This is a genomic window from Phocaeicola acetigenes (assembly GCF_027529745.1).
GTDB lineage: Bacteria > Bacteroidota > Bacteroidia > Bacteroidales > Bacteroidaceae > Phocaeicola > Phocaeicola acetigenes.
Genome location: NZ_JAPZVM010000011.1, coordinates 107,547 through 128,235, shown reverse-complemented (window position 1 = coordinate 128,235; position 20,689 = coordinate 107,547). Strand labels below are relative to the sequence as shown.

General features: G+C 43.4%; 17 protein-coding genes and 1 riboswitch. Of the genes, 6 read left to right on the top strand and 11 right to left on the bottom strand.

Features of this window, described 5'->3' with window-relative positions; genetic code table 11:
• Both O6P32_RS11905 and nadB read right to left on the bottom strand, forming a co-directional pair.
• Window positions 1-194 (bottom strand): hypothetical protein (locus tag O6P32_RS11905; protein WP_269878724.1); only part of this gene is annotated, 194 nt, incomplete at its 3' end.
• Window positions 195-1,088: 894 nt separating this feature from the next.
• Entirely contained in the window at window positions 1,089-2,666 is a 1,578-nt protein-coding gene (gene nadB / locus O6P32_RS11900) for an L-aspartate oxidase (protein WP_269878723.1), read from the bottom strand.
• A 147-nt stretch (window positions 2,667-2,813) separates the two neighbouring features.
• Here nadB and O6P32_RS11895 point away from each other — a divergent pair, with 147 nt between their 5' ends.
• The 4 genes from O6P32_RS11895 to dacB are packed head-to-tail and all read left to right on the top strand — an operon-like array spanning window position 2,814 to window position 6,402.
• Window positions 2,814-3,218 (top strand): PH domain-containing protein, encoded by a 405-nt coding sequence (locus O6P32_RS11895; RefSeq protein WP_269878722.1) that lies wholly within the window; start codon window positions 2,814-2,816, stop codon window positions 3,216-3,218.
• Window positions 3,219-3,233: 15 nt separating this feature from the next.
• Window positions 3,234-3,623, top strand: coding sequence for a hypothetical protein (locus tag O6P32_RS11890; protein ID WP_269878720.1), 390 nt, complete (start codon window positions 3,234-3,236; stop codon window positions 3,621-3,623).
• Window positions 3,624-3,645: 22 nt separating this feature from the next.
• Window positions 3,646-4,989 (top strand): dihydrolipoyl dehydrogenase, encoded by a 1,344-nt coding sequence (lpdA, locus tag O6P32_RS11885; protein ID WP_269878717.1) that lies wholly within the window; start codon window positions 3,646-3,648, stop codon window positions 4,987-4,989.
• A 15-nt stretch (window positions 4,990-5,004) separates the two neighbouring features.
• Window positions 5,005-6,402: a D-alanyl-D-alanine carboxypeptidase/D-alanyl-D-alanine endopeptidase gene (dacB, locus tag O6P32_RS11880; protein WP_269878715.1), complete on the top strand. Its 1,398-nt coding sequence runs from the start codon at window positions 5,005-5,007 to the stop codon at window positions 6,400-6,402.
• Between the two features lie 41 nt (window positions 6,403-6,443).
• On the opposite strand, the gene O6P32_RS11875 is transcribed toward dacB, so the two are convergent.
• From O6P32_RS11875 to O6P32_RS11855, 5 genes are all read right to left on the bottom strand, one after another.
• Window positions 6,444-7,055, bottom strand: coding sequence for a polysaccharide deacetylase family protein (locus tag O6P32_RS11875; RefSeq protein ID WP_269878714.1), 612 nt, complete (start codon window positions 7,053-7,055; stop codon window positions 6,444-6,446).
• A 4-nt stretch (window positions 7,056-7,059) separates the two neighbouring features.
• Window positions 7,060-10,392, bottom strand: a complete 3,333-nt coding sequence (locus O6P32_RS11870; protein WP_269878713.1) for a DUF2723 domain-containing protein — start codon at window positions 10,390-10,392, stop codon at window positions 7,060-7,062.
• 167 nt (window positions 10,393-10,559) lie between these two features.
• On the bottom strand, window positions 10,560-11,405 hold the full coding sequence (locus O6P32_RS11865; RefSeq protein ID WP_269878711.1) for a hypothetical protein: 846 nt from the start codon (window positions 11,403-11,405) through the stop codon (window positions 10,560-10,562).
• Between the two features lie 105 nt (window positions 11,406-11,510).
• Window positions 11,511-12,383, bottom strand: coding sequence for a hypothetical protein (locus tag O6P32_RS11860; RefSeq protein ID WP_269878709.1), 873 nt, complete (start codon window positions 12,381-12,383; stop codon window positions 11,511-11,513).
• 108 nt (window positions 12,384-12,491) lie between these two features.
• Entirely contained in the window at window positions 12,492-13,340 is an 849-nt protein-coding gene (locus tag O6P32_RS11855) for a hypothetical protein (RefSeq protein WP_269878708.1), read from the bottom strand.
• Between the two features lie 887 nt (window positions 13,341-14,227).
• Window positions 14,228-14,428, top strand: a riboswitch (cobalamin riboswitch).
• 233 nt (window positions 14,429-14,661) lie between these two features.
• Here O6P32_RS11855 and O6P32_RS11850 point away from each other — a divergent pair.
• Entirely contained in the window at window positions 14,662-16,101 is a 1,440-nt protein-coding gene (locus tag O6P32_RS11850) for a DUF5074 domain-containing protein (protein WP_269878706.1), read from the top strand.
• A gap of 15 nt (window positions 16,102-16,116) precedes the next feature.
• A complete protein-coding gene (locus O6P32_RS11845) occupies window positions 16,117-17,376 on the top strand; it encodes a DUF5074 domain-containing protein (RefSeq protein ID WP_269878705.1) in 1,260 nt (419 codons plus the stop codon).
• A gap of 71 nt (window positions 17,377-17,447) precedes the next feature.
• On the opposite strand, the gene O6P32_RS11840 is transcribed toward O6P32_RS11845, so the two are convergent.
• The 4 genes from O6P32_RS11840 to mnmD form a co-directional block, all read right to left on the bottom strand.
• Complete coding sequence (locus O6P32_RS11840) at window positions 17,448-18,167, bottom strand: OmpA family protein (RefSeq protein ID WP_178265417.1); 720 nt, start codon at window positions 18,165-18,167, stop codon at window positions 17,448-17,450.
• 92 nt (window positions 18,168-18,259) lie between these two features.
• A complete protein-coding gene (locus O6P32_RS11835) occupies window positions 18,260-19,036 on the bottom strand; it encodes a metal ABC transporter ATP-binding protein (RefSeq protein WP_269878704.1) in 777 nt (258 codons plus the stop codon).
• Window positions 19,037-19,052: 16 nt separating this feature from the next.
• Window positions 19,053-19,913: a metal ABC transporter solute-binding protein, Zn/Mn family gene (locus O6P32_RS11830; RefSeq protein ID WP_408636070.1), complete on the bottom strand. Its 861-nt coding sequence runs from the start codon at window positions 19,911-19,913 to the stop codon at window positions 19,053-19,055.
• Window positions 19,914-20,009: 96 nt separating this feature from the next.
• Window positions 20,010-20,663: a tRNA (5-methylaminomethyl-2-thiouridine)(34)-methyltransferase MnmD gene (mnmD, locus tag O6P32_RS11825; RefSeq protein WP_178265432.1), complete on the bottom strand. Its 654-nt coding sequence runs from the start codon at window positions 20,661-20,663 to the stop codon at window positions 20,010-20,012.
• Window positions 20,664-20,689: the final 26 nt, after the last annotated feature.

Sequence of the window (20,689 nt, the reverse complement as noted above, 5' to 3'; positions counted from 1 at the left end):
TCCGCTGTTCTTCCGTAGCAGGCCTTTCTCCGGCCCGGTACTCCCCGTTCTTCTTCCTCATTTGTCGTGTCTGACAGCTGAAGGATAATCTTCCCCTTTATGTAAAGAAAGAAATCCTGAGTACGTCCTGTTTTATTCTTAAATCCCGTCTGATGCGTGGTTCTTGGCGGCTCTGTATTGTCGTCGTTGTGCAAGAGCTGCGGAAATCTTCATCGGGTTAGAATCATGGCGTGTCCGGCCGTGGTAGATATGTGTATGCATCCTCTGCTTCTGAAGGCTTGTTTCCTGCTTGACACGATTCTTTTTTGGAGCTTTTATTTCTGTCCCTGATCTTTTGGATATGTTGCATTGTGGATGTATTGTTTTTATTCCTGTATCGAATGGATGCTTCTGTACCCTTATTTGTAAACGTTATGCGGTAATGGAGGAAAGTTTGATAAAGAGAATTGCTCTGTCAATAGAAGAAAAGACTTGATAACAGAGAATGATTCCATGTGATAGGAAATGATCATTTCAATTTGCAATAGTACAGATTTCTGTTTTACTACTGCTTATTATATATTCTTGATGTTACTTACCCGATTGCATATATTTAGATTCTGCAGATGAACTCTTTTAAGGACTTTTTCTGCTGTTTCATAAACTTAGGGAATGTTTCTTTTTGATGGTCAATTGTGTGAGTAGAAATCCTGAAAACAGCTTTTTGTATTCTATAAATGACCAATATATTCTTTCATATATGTATTTTGCCTCTTTAATAATTGGAAGACATAAATGATGATTTATGAAAATTAATGTAGAAGAAATAAAAATGCCTATTTACTTCATTCCATATACATGTTCTTTGAAAAATGCTTTTGTAGGTGTTTATTAGGGCTTCTGGTAAGTTTTTTCTTTGCAAGAGTACTTCTTATGCTTTTTCTTGTCTTTTCTTTAAATAATCGAGTAAAAATAGCCCTAGTGCTAATCGAATTATAGGTTATGAGTTTATATAATAAAAATATCCTCTTGTTTATATACTTCCCAATAGAGTATTTCAAACAAGAGGATATTTTTATTATATAATCAGCAAGTAACTGCCCGATACATTAATCTTTCTTTTCCTTGTGTGGATAATCGATGGTATAATGTAGTCCACGGCTTTCTTTACGCTCCATAGCCTGACGTGTAATCAGATAACCCACATTAATCATATTACGGAGTTCGCAGATTTCTCTGGAAGCTTTTACGCGCTTAAACAGACGTTCTGTTTCTTCGTACAAGATATCAAGTCGGTTCCATGCACGTACCAGGCGAAGATTGCTTCGTACAATACCCACATACGATTCCATAATCTGATTCACCTCCTTCATACTTTGGGTAATCAGGATTCGTTCTTCCGTACTGATTGTACCCTCATCATTCCACTCCGGAATATCGGTATTGAAATCATAGCGGTCGAACACACTCAATGCATGCTGAGCAGCAGCTTCTGCATACACAATTGCTTCAATCAGTGAATTAGAAGCCAGTCGGTTTCCTCCATGCAGTCCGGTACAAGAACATTCTCCCAATGCATACAAGCGTTTGATGCTGGACTGTCCATCCAAATCCACCTTAATACCTCCACACAAATAATGAGCAGCCGGAGCTACCGGTATATAATCTTTTGTAATATCGATTCCCAGGCTGAGACACTTCTTGTATATATTGGGGAAATGCTTTTTGGTCTCTTCCGGATCTTTGTGTGTCACATCCAGATAGACATGATCATCTCCTCGCTGTTTCATTTCGCTGTCGATGGCACGCGCAACAATGTCTCGCGGAGCCAATGAAAGACGAGGATCGTATTTCTGCATGAACTCTTCTCCTGCCAGATTCTTCAGGACAGCTCCATATCCTCTCATCGCTTCAGTAATCAAGAAGCTGGGGCGATCTCCCGGATGATACAAGGCAGTAGGATGGAACTGGATAAACTCCATATCCTTGACAACTCCTTTGGCACGGTATACCATTGCGATACCATCTCCGGTAGCAACCAGCGGATTGGTAGTATGAGTATACACTGCTTCACACCCCCCTGTAGCCATGACTGTCACGCGCGACAGGAAAGTATCTACCTCACCCGTTTTTTCGTTCAGTACATAGGCACCAAAACATTTGATTCCCGGTGTATGACGAGTTACAATAATACCCAAGTGATGCTGTGTGATGATTTCTACCGCATAGAAATTGCTGAATACAGTAATATTGGGATGTTGTTTTACCGCTTCAATCAAGCTGGTTTGTATTTCAGCTCCCGTATTGTCTTTATGATGTAAAATGCGGAACTCAGAATGTCCCCCTTCTTTATGCAAGTCAAACTCCCCATCTGGTTTTTTATCGAAATTTACTCCCCATTTGATAAGTTCATCTATTTGAGCAGGTGCATTTCGGACTACCTTCTCTACCGCTGCCGGATCACTGATCCAGTCGCCGGCTACCATTGTGTCATGAATGTGTTTTTCGAAATTATCTACCTTAAGATTGGTAACCGAGGCAATTCCTCCTTGTGCGTAGTAGGTATTGGCTTCTTCGAGCCCGGCTTTGCAGATCAGTGCAACCGAGCCTTTGTGCGCTACTTTCAGCGCAAAGCTCATTCCGGCAATTCCTGAACCGATAACGAGAAAATCGAATTTTCTTACCATAGCATTATGTATATATATTGTTGCAAAACTACAAAAAAACTGATACTGCTGTATGTGCTTCCTTTGTTTTTTCTAAAAGTATTCCGAATTGTATAGTTTTCGATGATAATTTGTTATCTTCACCCAATAAATCTCAATGTAGAAACAATGAACAGAACATTTCATTCTAAAGTCGATTGGTGGTACTGGTTGCTGATAATTGTGACCGCCTTTCTATTATTTGATTTCTTTTGGTTTCATTATACGCTTCTTACCCTTCTATTGTCGGTAGTCATGATTTTTGAAATAGAGATGCTGATTCATACCTGCTATATCGTAACGGGAGACGGTAAGTTGAAGATTGAAACCGGACGTTTTATTCCGAATTCCACCATCGAACTGAATTCCATCGTGGCCATACACGAAACAAAAGGATATTCTGTAGCCCCAGCCTTGTCTGCATCCCGTGTCGAGATTGTATACCGTCTGGGTGAAAAGAATCATACGGTACAGATTTCTCCTAAAAACAGCAGTGAATTTATCCGCTGGATACAGAAAAAAACAGAACAATAAGAAAGGAGGTTTACAATGGTACAAGTATTTAAAAGTCGTACAACTGCATTTCAGATAACAGTCTTTGTGCTGGTGGTTGTAGTGTGTATACTTGTTCTATTGCTGGATGCTGCACACAACTGGAGCTGTTTGGCACTATTGACTCCCGTAATCTTATGGACAGACCATTTTCTGACACGGATTGAGGTATACGAAAACGGAGACGTATGGATTCGTCGCGGATTTACCGGAACCACAAAACTGCACGGCATTCTACAGTTGAAATACGATTCGAAAAAATGGAAGAGCCAGCAAATCCTGCTGCATCACACAAAAGGATACTGTACTGTTGATCCAATGGACCGGAAAGCTTTCATTGCATACATGCAAAAAGTCAATCCGATGATGGAATACATTGAAAAATAGATTAACCTTAAAATAAACTAAGATGAAATACCAAGTAGCGATTATCGGTGGAGGGCCTGCAGGCTATACAGCAGCCGAAGCAGCCGGAAAGGCTGGTCTCAGTGTAGTTTTATTCGAGAAAAACAATGTAGGTGGAGTTTGTCTGAACGAAGGATGTATCCCCACTAAAACCTTGCTTTATTCTGCTAAGGTATTCGATTATGCCCGTCACGCTTCCAAATACGCTGTGCAAGTACCGGAGGCTTCATACGACCTGGCAAAGATTATTTCCCGCAAGTCGAAAGTGGTACGCAAACTGGTATTAGGAATCAAAGCCCGGCTTGCTGCCTGCAATGTGACATTGGTAACCGGAGAAGCGCAGGTTGTCAATTCCCACACAGTACGTTGTGGTGAAGCCGAATACGAATGCGAACACCTGCTTCTTTGTACCGGTAGCCAAACATTCATACCTCCTATTGCCGGTCTGGAAGAAACCGGATACTGGACACATCGTGATGCCCTTGACAATAAAGAACCCATCCATTCGCTTGTCATTGTGGGAGGAGGAGTCATCGGTATGGAGTTTGCTTCTTTCTTCAACAGTTTGGGTGTACAGGTTACCGTTATTGAGATGATGGAAGAAATTCTGGGCGGAATAGACCGTGAACTCGCTGCCTTGTTACGCACCGAATACACCAAACGCGGTGTAAAATTCCTGTTGAATACGAAAGTCACCGCATTCAGAAAAGACGAAACCGGTACCATCGTATCCTACGAAAATGCAGAAGGTACAGGTGATGTAACCACCGAGAAAGTCCTGATGAGTGTAGGACGCCGTCCGGTTACGCAAGGATTCGGGCTGGAGAACCTGCAACTTGCTACCACCGAACGAGGAAACATCCGTGTAGACGAATACATGCAGACTTCCGTACCGGGAGTTTATGTGTGTGGCGACTTGAACGGTACTTCCCTTCTGGCTCATACAGCCGTACGCGAGGCAGAAGTCGCCATACACCATATTTTAGGAAAACAAGACCCGATGAGCTATCGTGCCATTCCGGGAGTTGTATACACCAATCCCGAAATAGCTTCTGTAGGAGCAACTGAAGAAGCTCTTCAGACATCTGGCACCACCTATCGTGTCATTCGGCTCCCGATGACCTATTCCGGTCGTTTTGTAGCCGAAAATGAAGGCATGAACGGCTTCTGTAAAGTATTGGTCGACGAGAACGATGTGCTTTTAGGTGTACATCTTCTGGGAAATCCTTCGTCGGAACTGATTGTGCTGGCCGGTATGATGATAGAAGACAGAAGACGGTATTCCGACTGGAAAAAGTACGTGTTCCCTCATCCAACAGTAGGAGAAATATTCAGAGAAATAGACTAATTGTATAATAGCAATATGAAACGGGTACAGTGGACAATATTCATCTGGTTGTGTAGTCTGTGTGTGTTAAGCGCACAGACTCTTCGCGAACGTTTGGACGCATTGGTACAGTCTGATCCTGTGCTGCAAAGGTCGGAAGTCGGTATTACTGTGTTCGACCTGACTGAAGGAACCTCCCTTTATCAGTATCAGGCCGACAAACTATACCGTCCGGCTTCTACAGAGAAAGTCATTACAGCCGTTACTGCTCTGGCCCGCTTAGGAGAAAATCATTGTTTTCGTACCCACTTGTCCTATATCGGAACCCTTTGTCAAGACACATTGAAAGGCAATCTTTACGTGGCAGGAGGTTTCGATCCGGAATTTACGGAAGAAGACCTGGACCGTTTTGCACAAGCCGTATACGATGCCGGTATTCGTACGATAGAAGGAGACCTGATAGGCGATGTATCACTGACCGATTCCGTATACTGGGGACCGGGATGGTCGTGGGACGATACTCCGGAGTCTTTCCAACCTTATCTTTCCGCTTTGATGCTCAACCGGGGATGTGTAAAAATAACCGTTACCCCTCAGTCGAAAGGAGAGTCTCCCCAAGTAGAGGTTAGTCCTGTATCCGATTATTATACAGTAGACAATCAGGCAAGAAGTTACGATGCAACCAGTGGAAAACTGCGTATTACCCGCGACTGGCTTCGTAACGGGAACACCATCCGTATTTCGGGCAATGTCACCAGACAAATCACCCGTGTACTGAATCTGTACTCTTCCGAGAATTTCTTTCTGCAAACTTTCTGTTGCCGTCTGCGTGAAAAAGGAATTACCTTGCGTGCAGTATCAAAAGGCCTTTGTCCTTCAGACACCATTTCCCTTGCGGTATGCAGTCGTCCGATAGACGAAGTGCTGAAGCGCGCATTGAAAAAGAGCGATAACTTGTCGGCAGAAGCCCTGTTTCATCATGTCGGAATTCAGGAAGCCGATACACTCTATGTAGGGTTCAAGGAAAGTCAGGAAGCCATCTGCCGGTTTATGAAAGAAGAAATCGGCCATTTACCGGAGCGCTACCGGATTGTAGACGGAAGCGGAGTTTCCCTGTACAATTATGTTTCGCCGGCTTTGCTGCTCGCTTATCTGAAATACGCCTATTACCATGCACCGGTATTCCAGCCTTTTTACGAAGCTCTGCCGATAGCCGGAATCGACGGAACCCTTCAGGGGCGTATGAAAAAAGGAAAAGCCTTTCGCAATGTACGTGCCAAGACAGGCTCTGTGACCGGAGTAAGTTCGCTGGCAGGCTATGTACATGCTTCCAACGGTCACATGCTGGCCTTCGTCATTATCAACCAGAATGTGTTGAAACCCCGTGAAGCCCGTTCGTTTCAAGACAAAATATGCGAAATCTTAGCCCGTTGAGTCTCGCTAAGATTCCGCATATTCCTTTATAAACTATTTTTTCAGTCGAATACTTTAAACTGATATCCCTGTTCCAGCAACCACTCGATGGAGCGAGGCAATGCGTACTTCAGGTTCTGTTCCGACTTCAATGAATCGTGGAAGGTAATGATAGAACCGTTCCTTGCATATTTCTTGACCTTTTCGAACACCTGCGGTCCGTTCAGTCTTTTGCTGTAGTCGCGGGTAACCAAATCCCACATCACAATCCGGTATTTGCTTCTGAGTGTCCGATACTGTCCCCATCCCATGTGTCCGTGTGGCGGTCGGAACAGATCCGTATGCAGATACTCGTCGGCCTTATCGGTATTTGCCAGATAACTTTGGCTCTTATACTCAAATCCGCGGATATGGTTGAACGTATGATTTCCTATCCGATGTCCGCGTTCTACCACTTTCCGATATTCAGCAGGATGTTTGCGCACATTGTCGCCCACCATGAAAAAGGTAGCCTTGATGTGATACTTATCCAGCAAGTCGAGCACCCATTCGGTTATTTCCGGAATCGGTCCGTCATCGAAAGTCAGATACACTGCTTTCTCCTTTTTATCCATACGCCATAAGGCGCGTGGATAAAGGAGACGTATCAGTTCAGGAGGTTGTTCTATAAACATACGCTTATTGGGCTGGTGTGTTATTTCCTATTCGTTTTTCCAGTACAGAGTACAGCTGTTCAAACTTCTGTGCATAGTGCAAAGCCGATTTCACTTCTTTACCGTCTTTGGTTTTCAGCTCAGAAAGACTTTTGCACACATCATCCAATATATAGAAATTACGCATGCAGTTTTCGCTCGACGAAGCAAAGCGGTCGTCGTCAAGACTCAGGTACCACATGGCATATTCAGTCGCGTTGTTAGCCAGTTCATCATAAATCGCTTCAGCCTTTTCCGGATGTCCCAGTTTGGCATAGCAGTCAGCCATTTCCTTCGAACTGCTGTACAGATAGTCGTGGCGTACGTTGCTGCTTGGTATCATCTTCTCGCAGTAATCCAGCACCTCAAGCGCCTTGTCGTTCTTGCCTTCTTTTATCAGCTGCGAAGCCAATGTCACAAACAGGCGGCGATGTGTATCACACATGCGCAATACCGTTTCGTCCAGATAGATACCCGGAGCATCGATACCTCCAAACTTAAACTTATGCATCAGGTTGTCGTACATCTTTTCAGTATCAATGTGTCTACCCAGTTTGGCATTGTTGAACGGAGTGATGCGGTAAGCCAAGCCTTCCTGCAGGAAGTTGTTGGTCAGATTCAGATGATTGTCCGAACCCACCGTAATTGCCATATACATCGGGCGTTCCCAGTTGGTATTGGCAAGCATTTCCAGCATCATCAGCTCTGTTTTTGTCAGCATGCGTTTACCCTTCAGTGAGATAGTCATATAGTCTGGAATAGAATCCGGAATCAGCATATTCGAGCGTTTGATAGCCTCTTTGTCCAGTGTCATCACGATACTGTCTGTAGGAATCATCTGCAAACCGTCTTTCGGAGCACGTACCCAGTACTTCATGATATTCTTCAGTTCGTACGGATTTTCACCGAATTCTTTCTTTGCTTCTTCAGGATTCTGCTTGTAGAATCCTTCGATAGCCTTCATGGCTTCCGGACGTACATATACTATTTCATTATGTCCCGATACATAGTCGATACGATCCCAGTTGATAGGTACAGACGGAGAATCGTAAGCCGGACGGCGCATCTGGTCGATGTACCAGTCAGTCTGCAGGTAACTCAGGTTGCAGACACGCACATCGGTACGGAAACCTTCTGTTTCCTGGTTGTACCAGAGCGGGAATGTATCATTATCTCCGTTGGTGAAGAGAATCGGGTTACCTTCTGCCTGCACAGAGTTCAGATAATTCTGTCCGAAGTCGCGGCAAGTATATCGTCCGCTTCTGTCGTGGTCGTCCCATGTCTGGCTCACCATCTGTACCGGAACCAGCAGACAGACTACACTTGCCAATACCGATGCCGGTGTCTCTTTCATCTTCTTCCACAGATATTCGGAGATGGCTGCCACACCCAGACCAATCCAGATGGCAAAGGCATAGAACGAACCCGCATAAGCATAGTCGCGTTCGCGCACCTGTTGCGGCGACTGGTTCAGATAAAGAACGATAGCCAGTCCGGTCATGAAGAACAGGAAGAATACAATCCAGAACTGCTGGATACCTCTTTCTCCCTTATACGCCTGCCAGAACAGACCAATCAGTCCCAGAATAAGCGGCAGACAGTAGAACACATTGTGCCCCTTGTTGTTTTTCAATTCACCGGGCAGCAGACTTTGGTCGCCTACCAAATAATTATCAATAAACGGAATACCGGTAATCCAGTTGCCATGTTCTATCTCGCCCTGTCCCTGTATATCATTCTGTCGTCCGGCAAAGTTCCACATAAAGTAGCGCCAGTACATAAAGTTCAGCTGATAAACAAAGAAGAACTTGATATTCTCCCACTGGGTAGGAATCTTCAGCATCACCACTTCTCCTGCCTGGTCGTAAGGCACCTGACGGCCTTCTACACCGCCCAGCCAGCTTTCGTAGGCCGCTGCATGATCCGAACTCCACATACGTGGGAACAGCATATTCTGTGCATACTTATATTCTGTTTTGTGGCGGACTATTTCGTAGCTGTCTTTTTCGTCGGGACGCTCTTTCTCTTTACGCTGATAAACCGGAGCTCCTTCTACCACATCGTACATATAACTGCCGTTTTCTTCCTTGATGGCCGGTTTCGAAGCATAAGTCTGACCGTAGAACAACGGACGTGTACCATACTGCTCGCGGCCCAAGTATTCACCCAGTGTAAAGATATCCTCCGGTGAGTTCTGGTCCATCGGTGTATTGGCAGTAGAACGGATGACAATCAGTGCATACGAAGAATAACCTACAACCATCATCATCATACACAAGAGTGCAGTATTCAGCGTGCGGGCGCTGACACGGAACTTCTCGCTCAAATCGGCAAAAAGATACAGTCCGATAAGAACTAATGCAACCACACCAATCAGTATGCTGCTCCATCCATGTCCGTAGAACGGAATACCCAGCAAGGCGATGGTAGTCAGGAAAGAGATGTTCATCCGCTTGCGGCTTACTGCCACATAGCTTTCGTATACACCCCAGATAATGCTGGCTGCAAGAATAATAATGTAGACAATCAGTCCGGTATTAAACGAGAATCCCAGGCTGTTGACAAAGAACAGTTCGAACCATCCTCCTACCTTCACGATACCCGGTACGATACCGTACAGCACTGCTACAATCAGTATCATAGAGCCGAAGAGAGCCAGGAGGCTTCCTTTCAGATTGGCATTAGGATTCTTTTTATAGTAATATACCAGTACGATGGCAGGGATACAAAGCAGGTTGAGCAGATGCACACCGATGGAAAGACCTGTCAGATAGGCAATCAGCACCAGCCAGCGGTCGCTGTGTGCCTCGTGTGCCCGGTTTTCCCATTTCAGTATCAGCCAGAATACCAGTGCGGTAAACAGGCTGGAGTATGCATACACTTCTCCTTCTACAGCACTGAACCAGAACGTATCGCTCCATGTGTAAGCCAGTGCACCTACCAGACCGGAACCCATGATGGTAATCATCTTTCCGGTTGTCATTTCCTCGTCTTTGGGGCAAATCAGTTTCTTGGCCAGATGCGTGATGCTCCAGAAGAGGAAAAGAATACAGGCGGCACTCATCAGTGCACTCATGATGTTCACCATCATAGCCACTTGCGACGGGTCGCTTGCAAACTGGCTGAACAGGTTGGCTGTCAGCATAAAGAAAGGAGCACCAGGCGGGTGTCCTACTTCCAGTTTATATCCACTTGTGATAAATTCGGGACAGTCCCAAAAGCTGGCAGTCGGCTCAATGGTCATGCAGTAGGTAAACGCTGCAATGGCAAAGGCAAGCCATCCCACCAGATTGTTGATTTTGTTGTACTGCTGTTTCATGTAAACTATTTTGTATGCTTGTTTGTATTCAATAGTCGCAAAGATACGAAATAGTTGTCATACAGCATTTATTTTGTTTTCTGAATCAGCGGTGATACGTTTTTTTAACGGATGGAGGAAAATACAACAACGATTTATAGCTTTGTGTGGCTTTATAAATACAATTATTAGTTTGTAAACTCATTCACGTCCAGTAGGCAGATGTTCAGTTCGTCCCTGTGTACGATTACGGATTTATTCATCCATCGGTCGATTTGTTGCTCTTCGTCTATGTATCTCACTTTGAATGTGGCTTCATTGGCATAATCTATGCACATCGCTGTAGGATATGGAATTCTGTTTAGTAGGGTAAAAGGAAGGATGCACTCTTGTTCCTCTGGGGTAAGGAAGAACTGTTTGTCCATCTCGTTCATGTGTATTTCAAATCTGCCTCGTGAAAGGTTATAGGCAAAGAAGCGGATGTGGCCATTGTATTTGTAGCAGACAAATGTATGTTCTGTGGCAGTATTGAAAGCTCTATCCATGTCTACATAAATGTCGTATGGATAACTTTTTTGTGGTTGAATATCTTCCTGGAATCCGTTACGCGCAATGGTGGTATCACAGTAGATAAAGGTGTTACTGAGTGGGCAGTTTTGTAGTTTACCGTCATCATATATTGTAAACAAGTCTCCATAGTTTCCTTGTTCATCTTGTGTACATAGTGTTTTCCCATTAGGTACCACTGTTAGCCTAAACCAATATTGCTGATTTGCATCCCGCTGTACCACCGCCTTACTCAAGTCGTCAAATAATCCATAGGCGTATGTATGAAGACTGCCCAGCCTTACAGATATCCCGTAGAGTGTGTTTCTGTCTGTCAGTACTTCTTCTCCATAATCATTTATCAACTCTCCGCTGATATCGGTAAATGAGGTTTCTACGAGGTTTGGCTCATTACACGGGTTGTCATCGTCTTTGCACGCCCATAGCAGCAAAGGAGAAAATAGTAAAATAAGTGTTTTCTGTTTCATGGTTTTGTATTTTTTAATTTGATTGCAAGGTAGATAAAGGTTTTGAGTTAGAAAAATCGGATGCTTAGTTTAACGCGAAAGTTTTTTCAATCTTCATTATAAAGGTTATATTTGATTTTTTGCTGAACAGTCGATTGTAATATCATATTCCTGTCCTCTGCTGAAGTTTCTTTCAACATAAAGTTCATGCCATCCTGCGTGAGGGGAGTTGTCCTGGTAATAGATTTCAGCTCCGATTGTTTCTTCGTGATTATCGGGAAGTCCATGATCTGTTGTCCATGTAGTACAAGCCCATTCAATGGTTTGCTCCGGATGTTCGGGAGTGAAAGTAAACTGTCTGGCCGGATGCCTTCGGATGTCGATGGTAAGCTCCCCGGAAGGAGAGGTGAATTGAACTGCTTTCACATTCATTATAATAAATCCACGTTTTGCATTCAGTGGGATAACCGAATCTGTTTCTGCCAGATAGTCAGAGATTCCTGCTTTATATATTTTATTATAAAATGGAAATACAAGACAACTGAATTGACAGAAATGATACCGCGAATCATAGATGAATGAATTGCTCAACGGGCAATTGGTATATTCACTGCTGATAGCCAAGTCTTCTCCTTTGATAAAGACATCTCCGTAAGCATTCTCTTCGGGGGAATAGGTACAGGTTTGCTTTCCGTTTGGAGCGATAATGACTCTTATTTTGTATTTTACTCCTTTTTGTAGCTTGACTTTGGCTAAACCGATGTCGTCGAACAATCCATAGGCATAGGGAATGCCCCAACTGTCTTTATCGGGATATAATATCTCGATACCATATAGATTGTTTTTATTGTCGGGTATGGAAGAAGGATAATCCTTTGTCCATTCTCCGGTCAGTTGAAAGGTTGCTTCTACATAGTCATTGGCTGGGCATTGTTCATCGTCTTTGCATGCCCATAGCAGCAAAGGGGAAAGCAGTAAAAAGAATAATGTTTGCTTCATAAGTCTGATGATTTGGAATTGATTTAAAAGATAGGAAAAAGAATTGATAATCAGTTTTCTTCATCTCTCTTTAACGGTATATTTAACCGATATTTATCCGGTTTTAGCTTAGTTTGTAAACTCATTCACATCCAGCAGACAGATGTTTAGTTCGTCTCTGTGTACAATTACGGATTTATCCATCCATCGGTCGATTTGTCGTTCTTCATCTATGTACCTCACTTGGAATGTGGCTTCACTGGAGTAACTATCACACATCCATGTAGGATATGGAATCACTTTTAATATTATGGTAAAAGGAAGAATAGATTCTTGTTCCTCCGGGGTAAGGGAGAACTGTTTGTCCATCTCGTACATTTGTATTTCAAACCTACCTCGTGAAAGGTTATAGGCAAAGAAGCGGATGTATCCATTGTATTTAAATGTGGTAAAAGTATGCTCCTTCTCTTTGTATGCAAGTGCATCATGACTTACATAAATATCGTAGGGATAGCTTGATATAGGTAATAGGCTTTCCCGAAATCCATTTACTTCCATTGTAGTATCACAATAGATAAATTCATTGGTAACGGGGCAGTTTTCTATTTTCCCGTTACCGTGTATAGCAAATAAGTCTCCATAATTCCCATTTTCATCGTGTGAGCATCGTTGTTTACCATAGGGTACAACGGTTGTATTTGCCCAGTACTGTCGGTTGGCATCGCGTCGTACAATTGCTTTACTTAGGTCATCGAATAGTCCATAGGCATAGGTTTTCCTGTTCTCCAATCGTACAGTAATTCCGTATAGTGTATTTTCATCTTGCAGGATGTTTTCACCATAATCAATAGTAAGCTCTCCTTGAATTTGGGTGAGAGAAGTTTCCATATAGTTTGGCTCATTACACGGGTTGTCATCGTCTTTACATGCCCATAGCATGAAAGGTACGAATAATAATATAAGTGCTTTCAGTTTCATAGATTTGTGGTTTTTAATCTAATTGCAAGGTAGATAAAGGTTTTGAGATAGAAAAATCGGATGCTTGGTTTAACGCGAGAGTTTTTTCAATTTTAACTATAAAAACAACCAGTTTGTCTTTGTATGCGATTACGGATTTATCCATCCATCAGTCGATTGATCGTTTTTCGATTACGTATCTGCTTTTTCTTGAAAAATAAAATGTTTTGAAAATCCGGTTTTCTCTTTCATAAAGTCTGATTTTTCAGTTTTTCGCTAACTGATACTTTTGTAATTTAATGAATTTTAACAGGCAAAAAAGAGGAAATAAATCAAAAAAAGGACTGTATACATGCTTTATAATATGTATTTAGGGGATGAAACAAAGGAAAAAAGGACTCGTAAAAGAGGGTTTTGATACTTGTATCGGTGGGTGACGATACTTGTATCGTGAGCTTACGCTATTAGTAACACATGCCAACGGTATTAATAGTGTAAAAAAAGGGGATTAAAAGAGGTTTTTATTCCTGTTTTTTAGCAGAGTGGAGTGTTTTTTCTTCTCTTTTAAAAGATGTATATCCGGGTGATAAAAAGATGTGATTCTTGTTGTGTGAGAAGATATTTGTTGTGTAATGCATGTGTATTGTGTAACCTGTACGGATAGGTAGTGAATTTTCTGTCTTTTTGTATTTGGGTATACCCCCAAAAAAGTGGAAATTTGCAACCGGACTTGCCTTTGAGTCTAAAAAGGCCTGTTTTAGGGGACTTGAATTGACATTTTGATAAATGTATATTCCACTGAAGTGAGACACTTTCATTTTGTCATTTTACGGAAAAATTGGAAAAAGAAAAATGCCAATGGGGCTTTATTTGTCCGATTAAGCTTTTGTGTATATCCAAAATATTATATCTTTGTTGCCGGAAATGGTTCCGTGTGTCTGTTCGGACAAGCGGATTAAAAGGGAATCAGGTGGAATTCCTGAACAGTCCCGCTGCTGTAAGCTCCTTCAACTCTTCGGAAATAGCTTATGCCACTGATAACTGAACAATATCGGGAAGGCTCCGGAGAGGGGGTAAGTCAGAAGACCTGCCATCATACAAATTTAACTGCACTCGTGGGATAGGCAGTTAAGACTGAATTTATACAATTAATTTTATCAAGTAGGTGTGACCGGAAATTTCTGGTCTTCGTGCTGCTGTGTGTATTTCTGACAGGGAATACTGTATGCCTGTGTGTACAAAACAGGCGGGATGGCTTGTGCTGATTATTGCCGGCGATTTTGGAGGATTGATTGTGTAATGTCATTTTTTATAAAAACAGATTTTTATAAATAATAGTATTATGAATTTTATTGGATTTGCAAGAAAAGCCGTCCTTATGGGGCTTATGGTATGCATTGCCCTGTGTATGGGGGCTTGTTCGTCGGAAAATGGTACTGCAGGAGCAGGAACCTTGAAGTTTGATTTAAACATTGTGCAGGAGGGTACTGATCCTTTGTTTGTGGTGCCGGGACAGGATATGGTGCTGGAATATTCGGGAGAAAATATACAGACGATAGAAGTGGGAAAGCTGTCGGCCGGATGGACTGCAGAAGTGGATTATGAAGCATCTAAAATTGTACTGAATGCTACTGCTGAGGCTGAGAAAGAAGCGAAAATTGAATTTAAGGCGAAAGGTGGAGATGGTACAGAGCAGGTAAAAGAGTTGAGCTTTTATAACCTGAATTCGTTTAATGATCCGAACGGGGCTTTTGTGCTGAATGAGGGAAATATGACTACAGAGAATGGTTCGTTGGGATATATTACTCCGGAAGGTTATGTGATTGGTGATGCATATAAACTGGTGAATGGTACCGAACTGGGAAATGTAGCGCAGGATATGGCGTTCTACAACGGGAAGATTTATGTCATATCGCAGAATGGAAACAAAAATGCGGTGGGAGAGTTATTCGAGAATGATGGCACGCTTGTGGTAATGGATGCGAAAACGTTGAAAAAAGAAGTGACTTTTTCTAGAAATCAGTTGGAAGGACTGGACTGGCCTACACATATCGCTGTTCTTGATGAGAACCATATATATATTCGGGATAATAAAGGGGTGTATCGTCTGGATATGGGAACGGGAAGAATTTCTTTTGTAGAAGGTTCCGACGGAGCTCCTAAGTCGCGTTTTGTGGTAATGGGAGGTAAGGTGTATACATTCCAGAATAAAAACTATATGTGCAATATCCTTGAAATCTCACCGGAATCGGATAGTGTTTCTAAGATAAGTTTGCCTTATTCGGCTCCTTATAAGAGTTTGTATAGTATTGAGAAAGCCGGTGAGGGGGATGTATGGCTTACTGCGACTGGATTTGGTAAATATTATGTGGCTAAGTTTAATCTGGCTACTAAAGAGCTGGACTCTCGGGAAATTGGTTCGGAGCCGAATGTGGGAAGTGCAGGGGTGTCTTTCTGTGTAAAAGATAATATGATTTATTATGCCAATGGCACTACACTGTATCGTATGAAGTTTGATGAGGCTGCCGGAGAGGAACCGGGTGAAGAGGAAATGCTTTGCGATCTTAATCTGCTTGATAGTAATGCAGGACTGTTGTATAACGGACTGGCTGTTCATCCGGTGACGGGACATGTATATGCAAACTCTATCAAATCGTTCCCCTTGTTTACTACAAATCAGATCTGGGTATTCGATTTTGAGACCAGCGTAGACTCTCCGTTTGCCAAATATGAGAATTATACACATTTCCCGGCAGGAGTCTTTTTTTATTCTGAAAATTAATTTATTGTATTGGTTATGAAGAAGTTATTTTATCGTGCTTGGGCTGTATGCATGCTGGCTGTAGCAGTATCGGGATGTTCTGATGATTTGTCGGAGGGTAATTCCGGCGGAGTTGGGAAAGAGGAAATCTTGGGCGGTTATGCCGACCCGAAAGGGGTGATGATATTGAACCAGGGAGCTCCCTCTTCGCAAAATAGTTCTCTGACTTTCATTACTCCGGAAGGTGAAGTGGAGGATAACGTGTACCGTAAGGTAAATGGCTCGGCTTTTGGAAATTATGCGGAGGATTTATGGATGTATAACGGTAAGTTCTATATCGTAAGCGACGGGCTTTTTGAACCTAATGGGGAGAAAACCGATGGTGAACTGGTGATTGTGGATGCTGTAACATTGAAACTTGAAAAGGCTTATCAGATAGAAGATTTGAAGTTTCCTCGGCCGGAAGGAAGTCTGGAGGAAGATGAAATGCTTTCGCTAAGTACTCCTTTTTCCAATATTGCTGTATTGGATGAGAAGAATGTATTTTTTGCCGAAGGACAGGGAATGTTCCGCTTTGATACTACTACGGGAGAGCTGAATCTTATTGAAGGGGCTTATAATTTTGGTAACCAGGGAGGAACTATTGAAGAAGTGGCTTCAACAAGAGGTATCTTGAGAGTGGGAGACTGCCTGTATTGTGGGGGTGGAGGTTTCTGGCAAACTACAAGATTGTTTGAGTTTGCTAAAGATAAGAATGAGGTGAATAGGGTTTTGCCTGATTTGAATGGTGATTTTATTAGTGGAATCTGCCAGACGGGCGAACGTGAGGTGATGCTTGCTACTTGTGGAAGAGGGGGAGAAAAGAAGTCTTACCTTATTTTTGTCGACCTCGACAGCTGGAAGGTAGTGAAAGAGGTGAAGATTGCGGAGGATATTTCTGCTGAATTCTTTAATGATTCGGGAATTACAAAGGCTGGAAATTATATTTATTATGCAGCCGGGGGAACGACTATCCGTCGTTTGTCGCTCGAAACCTGGAAAGCGGAGGATTGTATCGATGTGCTGAAAGATGCGCCCGAAGGGATTCATCTGAACTGTAATGTGACTGCAGATCCTTCTAATCAGTATTTGTATGTGGCTGTATCGGATAAATACAGTGAATCGGAAATTCCTACTTGTAATTATTTGCTGATTTATGATTGCAGTGGAGCAAAACCGGTATTGGTGAATAAGATTATGAATAAGACAAGTTATCCGATAGGAATATATCCGATGAATAAGTTTTACAGTAAATAAAGATACGGGGTAAACTGGAATTATCGGTATAAAAAGAAATAGCAGCGGGAACTCCCGCTGCTATTTCTTTTTTATTTTAATGTGCCGGCTTCTGCCTGCTGAATCATCTGCTGGCTGGCATACATGTATACTTCTACACGGCGGTTTTGACGGCGTCCGGCTTCGGTACTGTTGTCGCCTACAGGATTGCTCTCGCCCATTCCTTCTACTTTCTTAATCTGTGAAGCAGAAGCACCGCATCCTAAAAGATAGCTGGATACGCTCTGGGCACGTGTCTGGGAGAGTTCCATGTTCTTCTGTGCACTTTGGGCTGCTGTACAGTTCTTCCATCCGGTATTGTCGGTATATCCGTAGATTGCGACATCCATGTCAGGGTTCTGGTTCAGAACATTGTTGGCAAACTTGCTTAATGCCGATTTGGCTGAGGTACTGAGATCGGCACTGCTTGTATTGAATAGAATACCGGAGTCGAATGTAACTTTTACTGCCTGTAAGCCGTTGTTGTCGGTTACCTGTTCTACTTCTGCGCCTTGAATTTCTGCGGCCTGCTGGGCTGCCTTATCCATTTTCTTTCCGATCAAGGCTCCTGCGCCTGCACCTACTGCAGCACCTACTGCTGCTCCAATGGCTGCTCCTTTTCCGTGTCCGATTACACCTCCGAGAATGGCTCCCATGGCAGCTCCGCTACCTCCACCAATCATACTTCCTTTGGCTGTCTTGTTCAAGGAAGCACATCCGCTTAATATTAAACTTGCGCTTAAAAACAGCGCCATACAGTTTCTTGCTTTCATAAGTCGTATCTGTTTAGTTTGAAACTGCAAGATACGGTAATTTGAGTAAATGTCCTAATTTTAAGAGGATAAAATACGGTTTTAAGGGTTGCTTAACCGTTGTGTGTATGATTATGCGATTTCAATACCCGATGGGGAAGATTGCCGTGACCTACGAGTTCGATGGGGCATCCGAAATGTTCTTCCAGCCATTCTGTCGGTACTTCGGTGTCGGGGTGGTAATGCAGGTTACCGTTTACACAGGCAATACTCTTTACGTTTTGCAGCACGGTTCCTATGTCGTGACTGACCAGAATGATGGCACGCTCACGGTTTATTTCTTCAAGTAAAGAGTAGAGCTTGGCCTCAAAACGTTTGTCGATGTAAGTATTGGGTTCGTCTAAAATGACGACTTGCGGGTCGGATACCAAAGCCCGGCCTAATAGAGCACGTTGCAATTGTCCGCCGCTTAATTGTCCGATGGCACGTTTCTCTAGTCCTTCCAGTCCCATTTGGGCAATGACGTGTTGCACTTGTTCGTGCTGTTCACGACTGAAAGGGTGTAGGAGTGACTTCTGACGGTTCAGACCGGACAAAACGACTTCGTAGACCGAGATGGGGAATTTCTTGTCGATGGCATTGTATTGAGGGAGATATCCCATGCTGATTTCCGGTACTTCTGTTCCGTTTCGGAAGAAGCGGATTTGTCCCGAAGTGGGAGAGAGAAGTCCTAATATCACTTTTATCAGAGTGGTTTTTCCACCTCCGTTGGGACCGATAACGCCTAAGAAATCTTGTTCGTATACGGTGAGGTCGATATGATCGAGTACGGTTTTCCGGTCGTAGCCGGCCGAAATATCGCTTAGTTGTATCAAAGGTGTTTTTTTCATGCGTGTACAAATGCGTTTAGGGTTGCTGTAAGGCACGTGCCACATTTTTCATTTCTTCATTCCAATGGTAACTCAGCGGATTGATAGGGACAATCTGCAATTGAGCTTCCCTGGCAATGAGTTCGGCATTACGGGTATCGAATTCTTGCTGTACGAAGATGATGCGGGCTTTTTTATGTCCGCTTTGTTCGATGAGTGTTTTCAGATGAGCCGGAGAGGGTTCTTTTCCCCCTTCTTCAATGCTGATTTGGGTGAGTCCGTAATCGCGGGCAAAATAAGAAAGTGCCGGATGATAAATCAGGAAAGTACTGTCTGCATGGCTCAGATAATTGCGTACTTCATGTTCGGTATTATCTATGACAAGATTCAGACTATCCAGTCGGTTCCAGTAGTAGTCTGTATGAATAGAATCCAGTTGGCAGAGGGTTTGGCAGATGTTTTGTGCAATCAGACGGGCATTGCGGCAAGAATTCCAGATATGAGGCTCGACTCCTCCTTCGTGAATGTGGTCGCCGTGCATTTTAGATTCTTCACGTATCAGGTCGATACCTGCAGACATATCGAAGAAAGGCAGTTCGGGAGAATTGCCTTGCAGTTTATCTATCCAGTTTTGTTCGAACCCGATGTAGCCGATGCGGAGATAGGCAGTACTTTGTGAGAGTGCAACCATCTGCTGGGGAGTGGGATCGTAGGTCTCGGGACTGCTGCCATCAGGAACCATACTTACTACCTTGAAGTGTTCACCGGCTATTGCTTCGGTGAAGTAACGCAGGGGCTCTAATGTGACGGTCAGTATAGGGCGCTCTCCGGCTTGTGGCTGTCTGTGACACGACATCAGGAGGAGCATGCTGATGAACAGAATGGTATATTGTTTCATAAAAAGTAAATCTTTGTGTGAAAAACAAAGATACAACAAATAAAGGAAATCACCGGAAAGTGATTTCCTTTATTTATCGTAATCTTCCCGAATAGCTTATCGGGTAGCACGAAGTATTTCACGTTTTCCTCCCGGAGGACCAGGCAGGCGTTCTACGGTATAGCCTGCACTTTGAAGCATGCGGCGTACGGAGCCTTTGGCACAATAGGTAGTCAGTACACCTCCCGGGGCTGTGATGCGATATAAACTTTCGAAGAGGGAAGGATGCCACATTTCCGGCTGTTTGTCGGGAGCAAAAGCATCGAAATAAATGACATCGTATTCTCCTGTAAATGGGAACTGGGTGAAATCGCCTTGTATCTTGTGGAGGGTAAACCATGGGGTTATGGATACCGGTTTATTCCATTCGGCACGATGCAAGGCTTCATACTCGGCGGCACGGGAAGGAGCAATCTGTTCGGGATATCCGAGCAACTGCAAAGTTTCTTCCGGTACCGGATAGAGTTCGATGGTGGTGAAACAGACCGGACGATGGGTACGTTCTGCTTCGAGTAAGGTAAGGAAGGCATTCAGACCGGTACCAAAACCTATCTCAAGTACACGGGGAGCCGGTACTGTGACATGTTGTAAGCCCATCTGAATAAAGATATGTTCCGACTCGGTGCGTGCGCCTTTTACGGAGTGGTAATGTTCGTCCATTTCCGGAACGAATAGTGTATAGCTTCCGTCTGCAGTTTGTTCGGGTTGTATCATGGGGGATATGTTTTAAAGTTTGG

What these genes read in the sequence shown, in the direction of transcription:
- nadB (WP_269878723.1), bottom strand. Translation starts at nt 2,666, where the DNA reads ATGGTAAGAAAATTCGATTTTCTCGTTATCGGTTCAGGAATTGCCGGA.
- O6P32_RS11895 (WP_269878722.1), top strand. Translation starts at nt 2,814, where the DNA reads ATGAACAGAACATTTCATTCTAAAGTCGATTGGTGGTACTGGTTGCTG.
- O6P32_RS11890 (WP_269878720.1), top strand. Translation starts at nt 3,234, where the DNA reads ATGGTACAAGTATTTAAAAGTCGTACAACTGCATTTCAGATAACAGTC.
- lpdA (WP_269878717.1), top strand. Translation starts at nt 3,646, where the DNA reads ATGAAATACCAAGTAGCGATTATCGGTGGAGGGCCTGCAGGCTATACA.
- dacB (WP_269878715.1), top strand. Translation starts at nt 5,005, where the DNA reads ATGAAACGGGTACAGTGGACAATATTCATCTGGTTGTGTAGTCTGTGT.
- O6P32_RS11875 (WP_269878714.1), bottom strand. Translation starts at nt 7,055, where the DNA reads ATGTTTATAGAACAACCTCCTGAACTGATACGTCTCCTTTATCCACGC.
- O6P32_RS11870 (WP_269878713.1), bottom strand. Translation starts at nt 10,392, where the DNA reads ATGAAACAGCAGTACAACAAAATCAACAATCTGGTGGGATGGCTTGCC.
- O6P32_RS11865 (WP_269878711.1), bottom strand. Translation starts at nt 11,405, where the DNA reads ATGAAACAGAAAACACTTATTTTACTATTTTCTCCTTTGCTGCTATGG.
- O6P32_RS11860 (WP_269878709.1), bottom strand. Translation starts at nt 12,383, where the DNA reads ATGAAGCAAACATTATTCTTTTTACTGCTTTCCCCTTTGCTGCTATGG.
- O6P32_RS11855 (WP_269878708.1), bottom strand. Translation starts at nt 13,340, where the DNA reads ATGAAACTGAAAGCACTTATATTATTATTCGTACCTTTCATGCTATGG.
- O6P32_RS11850 (WP_269878706.1), top strand. Translation starts at nt 14,662, where the DNA reads ATGAATTTTATTGGATTTGCAAGAAAAGCCGTCCTTATGGGGCTTATG.
- O6P32_RS11845 (WP_269878705.1), top strand. Translation starts at nt 16,117, where the DNA reads ATGAAGAAGTTATTTTATCGTGCTTGGGCTGTATGCATGCTGGCTGTA.
- O6P32_RS11840 (WP_178265417.1), bottom strand. Translation starts at nt 18,167, where the DNA reads ATGAAAGCAAGAAACTGTATGGCGCTGTTTTTAAGCGCAAGTTTAATA.
- O6P32_RS11835 (WP_269878704.1), bottom strand. Translation starts at nt 19,036, where the DNA reads ATGAAAAAAACACCTTTGATACAACTAAGCGATATTTCGGCCGGCTAC.
- O6P32_RS11830 (WP_408636070.1), bottom strand. Translation starts at nt 19,913, where the DNA reads ATGAAACAATATACCATTCTGTTCATCAGCATGCTCCTCCTGATGTCG.